We start from the raw sequence: 11,978 nt of genomic DNA on the forward strand, positions 1-11,978 counted from the left end.
GGGGTTCTCCAGATCGGGGTAGGTGCGGTCGGTGGGCTGGCTCTCAGGCGACGCCGTAGGCCGTGCGCCGGGTACCCGGCAGCCAGGGCGCGATGGTGTCGAGCACCGGCCCCTCGTCGACGAGGTAGAAGTGGTCGCCGGGCAGAGCCCGCGCGGCGAACCGGCCGCTGGTGCAGGCCCGCCATTCGGCGAGGTCCTCCGGACTGACGTCCGGGTCGGCGATTCCGCCTAGGGCCAACAGCGGTGCGCGGAGCGCGACCGGCGGGGAGCGGAAGTAACGGGCGGCGAGCTTGAAGTCCGCCCGGATCGAGGGCATGACCAGCTCCAGGAGTTCCGGTGCGGCCGCCAGTTCCTCGAAGGACTGGTTGAGCCGCCGCACCTCCTCGATCAGCTCCCGGTCGTCGAGGTCGTCGAAGTCGCGCGGGTCACGGTGGTACGGGGCCCGGGAGCCGGAGACGATCACCAGGTCGGCCGGGCGACCGAGTCGGCGCTCCAGTTCCAGCGCCACCTCGTAGACGACGCCGGCGCCCATGCTGTGGCCGAACAGCACCAGCGGCTCGCCCAGGAACGGCTCCAGGGCGTCGGCCACTGGCCGGACGATCTCCGGCATGCTCTCGACCGGGTCTTCCGCCAGCCGGTCCTGTCGGCCCGCGTACTGCACCGCGTGCACCTCGACGTCGTGCGGCAGTCCCCGCGGCCAGCCACGGTAGGCCTGGGCGGTGCCACCCGCGTGCGGGGCGCACACGATGCGGCAGCGCGGCCGGACGACCTGGTTGCACGCCCGGAGCCACCGGGTGCGGGTCGGGCCAGGAACAGTCACTGTGATCGCCTCCCATTGTGCTCCCGCACAGCACAATGAGCGTCGCTATCAGGCTTCTATAACGGCCGCGACGGCCTTCTATAGGGCGGCGACAGATCGGTGGGCATCCCGGGGCGGAACGCGAAGGAGCGCTGCTCCGGGTCGGGGGTGTCCCGGAGCAGCGCCCGTCTCAGATCTCCGCGCGGCGCAAGGTCTTCCAGGTGACCGCCGCGCTCGCGGCGATCGCCAGGACGAGCGATCCGAGGATCACTGCGGCCAGCATGGAGAAGTTCAGGTTCAGCCCGACGTCCGCTTTGGTGACCTGGGAGAGCCCGGAGGCCATTCCGGCCAGCGGCGGCAGCGTCACCAGCACGCCGAGCACCGCGCCGACGCCGACCACCAGGGAGGTCTCCCCGACGGCGAACGCCAGCAGTTGCCTGATCGTGCCGCCCGCAGACTTCATCACCGCGAAGTCACGGCGCCGGCCGTGCGCGGCCATCGCCATGCTGTTGGCGACGGCGATCCCGCTGTAGCCGACCGCGATGACGATCAGCATCGCGGCCAGGCTGTTGGTCAGTCGGGCATCGGTGTTGTAGTCGTCCAGGGCGTACTGGACCGCGTCGTGCACGGCGGTTCCGGGAACGGTAACCGGCTTCGTCTGCTCGGGGACGAAGATGTCGTCGTTGAGCGCGGCCGGGTCGTGGCCGCGGACCAGCCCGCGGGACATCACGAAGTCGCCCCGGGCCGGGTCGTCGGGCAGGACCTCGGCGACGCGCAGTTGGACGGTCGCACCGTCGGCGAAGCGCACCGGGTACTGGTCCCCGGCCTTGACGCCCAGCCAGGTCGCGATGGACTCTCCGAGCACCGCCTGACCCGGGCGGTCCCACTTCGGGTCCCGGGAGCCGAGCGCGTCGATCACTACGGTCGAGCCGTCGGCCTTGTGGACGAAGGCACGGGTGGGCAGGGAGGCCTTGCCGACCGGATTGGCGCCGACCACCTCGTCGGTGTTGCCGGGGGTCCCGTCGTTGGTGATGATCACCTGGCCGGCGAGCTTCAGCGCGTCGCCTGCCGGGTAGGCCACCCGCATCGTCTCGACCATGCCGCTGAGCAGCACGGCGAACCCGACGGCCGCGATCACCGGGGCAGCCATGGACGCGGCGCGGCGCGCACTCGCCGTGAGCTCGGCCCGGATGAGCATCGGCCCGGCCGAACCCGCCCGGTTGAACGGGCTGGTCACCGCCCGGCCCACCGGACCGACGAATACCGGGGCGAGCAGCGCGGCCGCCACGATCAGCACCATGGTCGCCGCGATCGCCATGTTGACCCGGCTGTCCGCGGCGGCAGTGGCGGTCATCACTGCGCACACCACTCCGAGGCCGAGCACGACCAGGCCTGAAATCAGCCGGGGTCGGCTCATTGACCGGCTACCGGAACGGCTCTCCAGCAGCGCCTCCAACGGAGCCACCTTGGCGGCCAGCCGACTCGCCGCCCAGGCGCCGATCACGCTGACGCCGATACCGATCGCGGCGGCGGCGAGCAGCGGCCATGCCGCCACCCGCACCGCGAGGTCCGGCGGGGCGACGTCCAGGCGCAGCAGGATGTCGCGAAGGAGCGGCGCGGCCGCGACGCCGACCAGGCACCCAGCCAGCGAACCGAGCACACCGACGGTGGCGGCCTCGCCCAGGACCATCCGGCGCACCTGGCGCGGGCTGGCACCGATCGTTCGGAGCAGGCCGATCTCACGGCGACGCAGTCCGGTCGCGAGGACCAGCATGGAGGCGACCACGAAGGCCGTCGTGAACAGACCCAGGGTGGCCATGGCGGCGATCAGTTGGGTGCCGAGGAAGCGCTTGTGGTCGACGTACTGGGGCTGGATCGTGGAGCGGCCGTCGCCGGACACCACACTGCCCTGGTCCCCGACGGCGGTACGGGCCGCCGCGGCGATCGCCCCGCTGGAGGCGCCGGCGCCGCCGACCAGAGCGATCACCCGAACGCCCGGGTCCCGTTGGGCGGCGGACTCGTCGCTGAAGAAATAGCCGGGCCCGTCGACCGTGCCGACGACCTTGAACTCACTGCGCCCAGGGGTGAGGTTCAAGGTCACCCGCTGCCCTGCCGCCACGCCCAGTGAGCGGTCGACGACGACCTCATCGGTTCCGCTCGGCGCTCGGCCCGAGACCAGGTTGTACGGGGCCAGCCTGGTGCTGGAGAAGCCGTGGCCGGCGTCAGCCGCGCCTTCGTCAGCAACCGGTCGGCCGTCCCGGAACACCTGGGCGTAGAAGGTTCGGTCGACCACGGCGGCGTCCACGCCGGGCACCGCGCGCAACTTGGCGACGAGCGCGTCCGCCTCGGCCTTGTCCCACGGGACCCGGTCCTTGGGGCTGCCGTTGCGGTCGGTGGCCTGCGGCGGCAGCACCAGCGCGGCGGTGCCCTCCAGCCGGGGCTGGACGGTCGGCTTGGCGGAGTCATAGATGACCAGGGTGGTCGAGATCAACGCGACGCCGACCAGGACCGCCACGAACGAGGCGAGGAAGCTGGTCCAGCGCTCGCGCACGTTGGCGATGACCAGCATCAGGACTCCAGTCGGGTCATGTGGGCCGAGATGGCCGCAGCGTTGCGGGCATCGGCCTCTCGGCTGAGGGTCACCCGGTCGGCGATCCGGCCGTCCTTGAGGAAGACCACGGTGTCCGCGATCGCGGCGGCCACCGGGTCGTGCGTGACCATGATCGTGGTCTGCGCCTCCTGGTCGACCAACCGGCGCAGCAGCCGAAGCACTTCGCGCGAGGTCTTGGTGTCCAGCGCGCCGGTGGGCTCGTCCGCGAAGAGCACATCGGGGCGGGTCACCAGCGCGCGGGCAAGGGCGACACGCTGCTGCTGGCCGCCGGAGAGCTGGCTCGGTCGGTGTCCGGCCCGCTCGGCCAGCCCGACCGCACTCAGTGCCGCGGCGACCTGGTCACGGCTGACCCTGCGGCCGGCGAAGCGGGAGGGCAATTCAACGTTCTGCGCGGCGGTCAACGACTCGACCAGGTTGAAGGCCTGGAAGACGAACCCGATGTGGTCGCGCCTCAACTTGGTGCGCTCGCGCTCGTTCTGCGAACTGATGTCCACTCCTGCCACCATCACCTGGCCGTCCGTCGGCTGGTCCAGACCCGCGGCGCATTGGAGGAGGGTGGACTTTCCGGAACCGGACGGTCCCATGATCGCGGTGAGGGTTCCACGCGGAAAGCCGAGCGACACACCGTCCAGCGCGGTCACGGCCTGCTCGCCCGAGCCATAGACCTTGCGAACGGTGTAGAGCTGGACCGCGTCCGAGGCGGGTGCCTGCTTCGTAGTTGTCACGATGAGCATTCCACCCGATCGGCGGACCACCAGCATTGATCCGGGCTCTACTTCAAAGGTATTGCCAGCACTACCCTGCCCCGTGCACCCCCGGGTTAGGGTGCTTGGCATGCGTCCCAAAACGGCCTGGCAGGCGATGGCCCAACGCCCGTTGAGCTTCCTCACCTCCAGTTGGCCGTGGCGCTCAGTGGCCTACCTCGCGAGCGGCGTGCTGGTCGGAGCCGCCGCCGTGGCGGTGCTGGCGGCCGGCCTGGTGGTCGGTCTGGTACTGCTGGTGATCCTGGTCGGCGTGGCCCCGTTGGTGGGTGTCGTCCTCTCCTCCGTGACGGTGGCGACCATCGAACGGCGCCGACTGCGACTGGTCGACCTCGACGACACCCCGGATCCGCACCAGAAGCCGAGCGGTCCGGGCCTGCGCGCCTGGGTCGCCACTCGATTGAAGGAGCCGGTGACCTGGCGCGAGTTGGGCTTCACGCTGCTCTCGGCAGCCGCACTCTGGTGGCTGGACCTGCTGGTCCTGGCCTTCTCCTTCGGCGTGCCCGCGCTCTGCTTCGAGGCAGTCGACGGCGTCACCTGGCCATGGGCCGTCTTCGGAAGCCTCGTGCTACTGGCCTCACCGTACACGGTGACCTCCTGGGCTGGCGCCCGCGCCGCACTCTCCCGGACCCTGCTCGCCCCGCGCGACGAGGAACTCGGCATCGCCCTGGAGGAGGTGCACGCCTCCAGGGTCCGACTGATCGACGCCTTCGACGCCGAGCGGGTGCGCATCGAGCGGGATCTGCACGACGGCGCACAGCAGCGGCTCATCACTTTGGGGATGACTCTCGGGCTCCTACAGTTGGATGTCCCACCGGGATCACCGCTGAGTGCGCAACTGATCCAGGCGCAGGAGCAACTGTCCGCCGCACACGAGGAGTTGCGTAGTCTGGTTCGCGGGCTGAATCCACCGGTCCTGGCAGACCACGGGCTGGCCGCAGCCGTACGGGAGCAGGCCAGCCGCTTCCCGATACCAGTCGAGGTGGACCTGCACCTGCCCGGGCGACTTCCTCGGCACGTCGAAACCAACGTCTATTACCTGATCAGCGAGGCCATGACGAACATCGCACGCCACAGCGGTGCCAGGAACGCCAGCGTGTCCGGCCGCTACCACGCCGATCTGCTGGTCCTGGAGATCTCGGACGACGGCCGCGGAGGAGCGGACCCGACCCTCGGCAGCGGTATGACCGGGCTCGCCGACCGCCTCACTGCCGTCGACGGGCGCATCCGCGTATCGAGCCCGATCGGCGGCCCGACCCTGCTTCATGTGGAGATCCCATGCCACTTCGGGTGATCGTCGCCGAGGATGCCGTCCTCCTGCGGGAGGGCTTGGTCGGCCTGCTGCAACGCTTCGGGCACACCGCCATCGCCGCCGTCGGCGATGCGGACGCCCTGATCGAGGCCGTCCACGCCGAGCAACCGGACCTGGTCGTCACGGATGTGCGGATGCCACCGTCGAACAGTGACGACGGGCTGCGTGCAGCCGTGACGTTGCGCCAGACGTACCCGCGGCTCCCCGTGGTGGTGCTGAGCCAGTACGTCGAGCAGTCCTACGCGATGCGTCTACTGGACTCGGACAACGGCGACGCGGTCGGCTACCTGCTGAAGGAGCGGATCGGTGCGGTCAGTGACTTCATGACGACGCTGGACCAGGTGGCCCGCGGCGGCACGGTGGTGGACCCTGAGGTGGTACACCAACTGGTGCGACTCCGCCAGGACCCGCTGGAGCGGCTGAGCGCGCGCGAGAAGGAGGTACTGAGCCTGATGGCGCAAGGTAGGTCGAACGCGAATCTCGCCGCAGAACTTTTCATCAGTGACGCCGCCATCAACAAGCATATTGGTAATATCTTCACCAAGCTTGATCTGCCGGTCGACATCGACGGACACCGTCGTGTCCTGGCGGTTCTGCGTTTCCTCCAGGCGTGACCGGCCGTAGAGCCGATCTCGCCACGGGACGATGGAATCGGCCAACCGCTCGGCAGTGACACCCGGAAGGGTTCAACGGCGCAAGCAATCGCCAGATCCAGTCGTAGATCATGTAAACGGGGGGTTTACTTGATGGCGAACTGTTCAGTTCATTCCTCGATCAATCGAGTTGGAACGCACTCCCTCGATTGTTCCTTCTTGCGCTCCCTGAGGTCCCAGCCGCCGGCCGAGCAGCAGACCGGATCGTTCACCCACCGCCTCCAGCCGCCCTGCGCCGGAACGTGAGCCCGGGCTGTGCCCCGTCCCGCCCCACTGCGGCTTCAGCACCCCATGGTCTTCCGTCCACTTCACGGGCGGAGCCATGCCTTCGGCCGACCGGGAGCCGCTGCATCCAGAAGCAGGCAAGGAGATCAGCATTGAACACGTCTTCACCCCCGGCACATGATCCGGCACCCGGAACGCCTATCGACGGCAGGAGATCGCAGCTCGAGTTCCGCGTCCTCGGTCCGGTCGAAGTACTGTCGAACGGCCGCCCCATCAAGCTGTCCGGCGCCAAGATCCACACGGTGCTCAGCGCTCTTCTCCTCGCCCGCGGCAGATCCGTGACCTACGACCAGCTGAGCGCACGCTTGTGGGGCTGGTCACCGCCATCGTCCATGCACGCGCAGATCTACACGTACATCCACAAACTTCGAAGGCAGTTGGGGGATGCCGTCGAGATCACCCGTCAACACCGTGGCTATCGTCTGGACATCGGCGATTCCCCGTTCGACCTGACCGGATTCGAGCAGTTCACCGAGACCGGTCGACAGGCCCTCGCCGAAGGCGACCACCACACTGCAGCGGTTTCCTTGCGGGCCGGCTTGGAACTCTGGTCCGGCACAGCTCTGGTCAACGTCACCGAGCACCTGGCCGAAATCGAACGACCAGCCCTGGACGAGGCATTCGCCGCAGCTACCGAGCAACGCATCGCCGCCGATCTCCTGCTGGGCCAACATTCCGGCCTGATATCCGAGTTGACCGGGCTTGTCAGTCGGTATCCACTTCGCGAGCTGTTCCGTGCCCAGCTGGTTACCGCCCTGGGGCGCAGCAACCGTCAGGCTGATGCCCTCATGACCTACCACGACGGCCGCCGCCTGCTCGCCGACCAACTGGGCGTGGATCCAGGCCCGGAACTCTCCGAGGCCTATCAAGCCGTCCTCTCGAGTGATCTGTCCTCCACCATTCTTCCCTCACGAACTGTGTCGGCGAATCCGCCCCGCGGGGGCCGCCCTACTGTCCTACTGCCACCTGACATCCGACCGCTGGTCGGCCGTACGGCCGAACTCGTAGCGGTGGAGGGCGGGGTGACCAGCGCCGCGACCGCGTCCTCTCCACGGTCCGCTCCGGCCCGGCTACTGGTAACAGGACCGACCGGCTCCGGGAAGACGGCCCTCGCAGTGCGCGCGGCCCACAACTGCACCGAGTTGTTCCCCGACGGTGTGCTGTTCGCCGAAGCCGTCGAACCCGACGGTACTCCGCGCGACGCCGAGAGCATTCTCGCGCGGCTCCTCGACGCCATGGGCGAACCGGCCGGATCCGTCGGAGGCTCCGAGGAGATCGCCCAACGCTACCGCGTCCTCTCCCACGGGCGCCGCCTGCTGGTCGTCCTGGACGACGTCACCCCCGAGCAGGACATTCAGCCGGTCATCCCGGACAGTCCGTATGCCGCGATCATCATGACCAGCCGCAGCCGGCTGCCGACCGTTACTCATGCCGACACCGTTGCGCTCGGCCCGCTGTCTCCGAAGGACGGGGTGGAACTGCTGGCCGCGATCGGCGGCCAGGGGAAGGTGATGGAGGACCTGCCCGCTGCCAGGGCGGTCGTGGAGTTCTGCGACGGGCTGCCACTCGCCCTGCGGCTGGTGGGTGCCAAGCTGGCGGCCCGACCGATGCTGGCCATCGGCGACCTGGCAGCCCGGCTGGCGAACCCGCGACGTCGGCTGGACGAACTCTCGTACGGCCCGCAAAGTGTCCGAGCCGCACTGATGTCGGCGGTCAGCCAGCTGCCGGAGGGCGCGCGTTCGCTCCTGCCCCAGCTCGGACGGATCACCGAGTTCGAGTTCGGGGCGGACACCGTGGCTCTTACAGCCGCTGCCGAGCCGGCCCTCGAACAGCAACTGGAACAGCTGGCCGACGCCTGGCTGATCTCCCCGTCCTCCATCGACGACCATGGGCGGTTACGGTTCCGCTTCGCCTCCCTCACCCGGCTGATCGCCGCCGAGCTGTCCCGGGAGGAGGCACCGGAAGAAGCGCTGGATGACGAACCCGAGGGCCTGGACGGGGAGTTGTCCTCGGTGGCCCGCCGTGCGGCCCCCGCTTCCTGCTGAAAGCCGCGCGCCGGTGCTCCGCCCCCCTGGGGACGGGACACCGGCGCGCGTTCCACCAGCGGACTGGTGATCCCCGGTCAGTCGGACATGGCGACCAGGATCCTGCGGCTCCCCTCGAAGGGGCGGCGGCCGTGGGCGGTCAGGACGTTGTCAATCAGCAGGAAGTCCCCGGGATACCAGTCCACGTCGATGGCATGCTCGAGGCCCCGGTCCCGGATCTGCAGGATGTACTCGTCCGGGATCGGCGTGCCGTCGGCGAGGGTCACGTACTGCGGGAACTCGGACGGTTCCAGGATCTGGTAGAGCTCGGCCGCCGTGTCGTCGCCCAGTCCCGCCGGGTGCCACTGGTCGGCCTGGTTGAACCACACTTCCGTGCCGGTCACCGGATGCGTGGTGGTGGCACGGCGCAGTTGGCTCACCCGGATGCCGTCCGGCCCCCATTCCCACTCCGCCTCCGAACGGGAGAGGAACTCCTCGACCACCGCGCGGTCGTCGGTCTCGAAGGTGTCCTGCCAGCTCTTGCCGAGGCCGTAACCGTCGTGCAGGTTCTGCACGTAGCGGATCCCGTCGGCGAACGCCTCACGCACCTCGTCGTCCAGTGAGGCCAACCAGAGCGCGCCGTCCAGCACGGGCGTCGCTCCACCGCGCTCGGCGGCCGTCTGGCAGTAGAACGCCAGCCGCGATGGCCAGCTACGGGCGTAGTTCAGCTCGTTGTGCATCGAGATGGTGAACCGCTGAGGGTACTCGGTGGAGGTGTACAGGTTGCCGCGCACTCTGGTCCGCGGCGAGTTTCCGTGCACGTAGGGCAGGCGGTTGGGCAGCAGCCGGTCGAGCACCGGCTCGACGGCCTCCGGCGGGACGCCGAAGCCGCGGAACACCAGCGCCTTCCGTTCGGTCAGCAGCGCGGTCAGCCCCTCGGCACCCAGTTCGGTGAGCCAGTCGGCCAGGTCACTCGCGCCTGCGGCCTCCGTGGTGATCTCGTACGGGGCCCATACCTGGTTGGTCCGGACTTCGGTGGTCATCACAACTCCTCTCGGTGGGCGGTGAACCGATTCATCGGGTGGCGAGGTCGTGCAGCTTGCCGAGCTTGTCGATCCCTTCTAGGACAGCCCGGGACTCCACCCCGAAGTCCACCAGGCAGCCGATCTCATCCACGCCCAGGGCCCGGATGTGCGGCAGGAGTTCGGCAGCGCGGTCGACACCGCCGAACAGACCGCCCGTGTCGAAGTAGCGGTCGAAGGCCCGCGCGGCGAGGTAGTCCATGTCGGCCGCCTGGAGCTGCGAGAGGTCGACGTCCTTGCCGAGGAAGTTCTTGGCCGTCAGGTTGGCGGAGCTCTTCAGGTAGGCGGTGAACGGGCCGCGCACCTGCTCGCGAACCTTGTCCAGGTCGTCGCCGAGCAGCGTGTGCAGCATCAGCACGACGTGGCCGTTCCAGCCGTCGTGCTCGGCGGCGGCTACCCTGCGGTACTCGGCGATCTTCCCGGCGAGTTCCTCCAGGTTCTGGCCCAGCAGGTGGGTCAGAACACCGGCGCGCATCCGGCCGGCCGCACGAAAAGTGTCCACGCCGCCCGCGGAGGTCAGCCAGATCGGCAGCTCTGGCTGGACGGCGGGCGGATAGGTTCGTACCTCGACCGGCCGACCCAGGCCGTCGGTCGTGCTCAGCGACTCGCCCCGCCACAACCGGCGCACCTCCTCGGCGGTCTCCTGGACGAGGCCCCGGCGCTCGGCGTAGTTCTCCGGGCGCAGCGCGAAGTCCACCGCGTTCCAGCCTGAGGCGAAGGCGACCCCGACCCGGCCGCCCGACAGGTTGTCCACCACCGACCACTCCTCGGCGATGCGCGCCGCCGGGTGCAGGGGTGCCACTACACTGCCGGCCCGGATGCCGATCCGCTGGGTGCAGGTGGCCAGTGCCGCGCCGAGTACGGACGGGTTGGGGTAGGCGCCGCCGAACGGGTCGAAGTGCCGCTCCGGGGTCCACACGGCGGCGAGCCCGGCTTGGTCGGCGAGCTTGGCACCCTCGATCAGCAGCTCGTAGCGGCCGGACTGGCCGGGCGCCGTGCTGTCATGGGCGAAGTAGAACAGGCTCAGTTCCATGAACCGTCCCTTCGGTTCGGGTCAGACACTCGGGTCGGACAGGAGGGGTTGGCGAGATGATGGCGGGTCGTCAGACCCGGGTGGGTTCGGGGGCCGGGCCGGGTTCCGGCGGCGGGCCGTCTTCCGGCGCCGGATCGGTCTCGGACGTGGGGCCGGCTTCGGGCGCCTGCTCGGCCGGGCGGGCCTGCCGAACGGCTGGGACGGCCGCCGCGCTGAGCGCGACCACCGCCATGCCACCGGCGGTGATCAGCATCGTCCCGGATCCGTCGAACCGGTCCAGCAGGTGGCCGGAGGCGAAGGCCCCGAGCGCCGGGCCAGCCGCGGTGAGCAGCCCGGCGATCGAGGCGACCCGGCCCTGCAGCTCCGCCGGGGTGGCGGTCAGCTGGTACACCGCCGTGGCCACCCCGAACACCGCGCCGACCAGGTTCATTGCGCCGAACAGCATGCCCAGCGCCAGCGGCCCGGTCACGAAGGCCATGCCCGCGATCAACGCCGACCAGACGGCGAAACCGCCGACCAGCAGCACCGGGAACGGCAGCAGGCCCATCCACCAGCGGGCGGTGAGCGCCCCGACGGCGCCGCCGCAGCCGCTGATGCCGACCAGCAGACCGACCGTGTCAGGGTCGTGCCCCTGCTCCTTCACCAGGACGACGACCAACGCGAGCGAGACCACCTGGAGCAGACCGCTGCTCGCGGACACCAACGGGATCGCCACGCGCAGGAAGCGGTGCCGACGGACCCAGTCCAGGCCATCGAGCAACTCCCGTCGGACGTCCCGGTGCTCGGTTCCCGCACCCGGCGGGCGGCAGTCGGTCCGGATGAACCGGACGTTGACGGCGGCGACGACGGCGCCGACCGCGGCCGCGAAGTACGGCGCAGACTTCGTCCAGGTGTAGAGCACGGTGCCGATCGGTCCTCCGACCAGACCGGCCACCCTGCCGCGGGCCTCGTTCTGGGCCATCGCCGAACGCAGCTGGCTGGCAGGCACGATGACGGGGATCGAGGCGCGCTCAGCCAGGCTGGAGAAGAGCGCGCAGCTCACGTCCAGGCCGATCAGCACCACCAGCGCCCGGACGTCCAACCGGTCCAGCACCAGGGCGACGCCCACGGTGACGAGCACCAGGAGTCGGCCGAGCGCGCTGAGCTGCATCACCCGGCGGCGGTCCCAGCCGTCGACCAGGACACCGGCCGGCAACTGGAACAGCAGGTAGGGCAGCACGGCGGCCGTCGCCGCGTAGCCCGCCATCCGCGCCGAGCCCCCGGAGAGGCCCAGCGCGAGCAGCGGATAGCAGACCCCGCTGAGCCGGGAGCCGAAGAACTGGAGCCAGTTCCCGGTCCAGAGCAGCAGGAAGTCGCGGTTACGGCGCAGCGGCACCGGTGCGGCGGATTCGGTGGGCGCCGTCATGCGTCGACCCTCG

The 11,978-nt window shown here is 69.7% G+C and carries 9 protein-coding genes; 3 read left to right on the top strand and 6 right to left on the bottom strand.

The genetic code is table 11. The annotated features are described in order from the left end of the window. Positions 1-43 precede the first annotated feature (43 nt). The 3 genes from BOQ63_RS15250 to BOQ63_RS15260 form a co-directional block, all read right to left on the bottom strand. Positions 44-820: a thioesterase II family protein gene (locus BOQ63_RS15250; protein ID WP_072654461.1), complete on the bottom strand. Its 777-nt coding sequence runs from the start codon at positions 818-820 to the stop codon at positions 44-46. Between the two features lie 169 nt (positions 821-989). Beyond that, on the bottom strand, positions 990-3,368 hold the full coding sequence (locus tag BOQ63_RS15255; RefSeq protein WP_072654462.1) for an ABC transporter permease: 2,379 nt from the start codon (positions 3,366-3,368) through the stop codon (positions 990-992). Further along, positions 3,368-4,135, bottom strand: coding sequence for an ABC transporter ATP-binding protein (locus tag BOQ63_RS15260; protein WP_223885945.1), 768 nt, complete (start codon positions 4,133-4,135; stop codon positions 3,368-3,370). Before BOQ63_RS15260 ends, BOQ63_RS15255 begins: the two co-directional genes overlap by 1 nt. A 109-nt stretch (positions 4,136-4,244) precedes the next feature. Here BOQ63_RS15260 and BOQ63_RS15265 point away from each other — a divergent pair, with 109 nt between their 5' ends. The 3 genes from BOQ63_RS15265 (at position 4,245) to BOQ63_RS15275 (ending at position 8,466) form a co-directional block, all read left to right on the top strand. Then, complete coding sequence (locus tag BOQ63_RS15265; protein ID WP_072654464.1) at positions 4,245-5,465, top strand: sensor histidine kinase; 1,221 nt, start codon at positions 4,245-4,247, stop codon at positions 5,463-5,465. After that, positions 5,450-6,097 (top strand): response regulator, encoded by a 648-nt coding sequence (locus tag BOQ63_RS15270; protein WP_072654465.1) that lies wholly within the window; start codon positions 5,450-5,452, stop codon positions 6,095-6,097. The genes BOQ63_RS15265 and BOQ63_RS15270 overlap by 16 nt, the downstream gene beginning before the upstream one ends. A gap of 416 nt (positions 6,098-6,513) precedes the next feature. After that, a complete protein-coding gene (locus BOQ63_RS15275) occupies positions 6,514-8,466 on the top strand; it encodes an AfsR/SARP family transcriptional regulator (RefSeq protein ID WP_072654466.1) in 1,953 nt (650 codons plus the stop codon). Positions 8,467-8,543: 77 nt separating this feature from the next. On the opposite strand, the gene BOQ63_RS15280 is transcribed toward BOQ63_RS15275, so the two are convergent. The 3 genes from BOQ63_RS15280 to BOQ63_RS15290 all read right to left on the bottom strand — a co-directional run bounded on the left by BOQ63_RS15280 (position 8,544) and on the right by BOQ63_RS15290 (position 11,965). Next, positions 8,544-9,488, bottom strand: a complete 945-nt coding sequence (locus tag BOQ63_RS15280) for a TauD/TfdA family dioxygenase (RefSeq protein WP_072654467.1) — start codon at positions 9,486-9,488, stop codon at positions 8,544-8,546. Between the two features lie 31 nt (positions 9,489-9,519). Beyond that, the gene (locus BOQ63_RS15285) at positions 9,520-10,560 is read right to left on the bottom strand and encodes a MupA/Atu3671 family FMN-dependent luciferase-like monooxygenase (protein WP_072654468.1); all 1,041 of its coding nucleotides are present in this window, start codon (positions 10,558-10,560) and stop codon (positions 9,520-9,522) included. 70 nt (positions 10,561-10,630) lie between these two features. Next, positions 10,631-11,965, bottom strand: coding sequence for an MFS transporter (locus BOQ63_RS15290; protein WP_072654469.1), 1,335 nt, complete (start codon positions 11,963-11,965; stop codon positions 10,631-10,633). Between the last annotated feature and the right edge of the window lie 13 nt (positions 11,966-11,978).

It is taken from the genome of Streptomyces viridifaciens (assembly GCF_001888885.2).
GTDB lineage: Bacteria > Actinomycetota > Actinomycetes > Streptomycetales > Streptomycetaceae > Kitasatospora > Kitasatospora aureofaciens.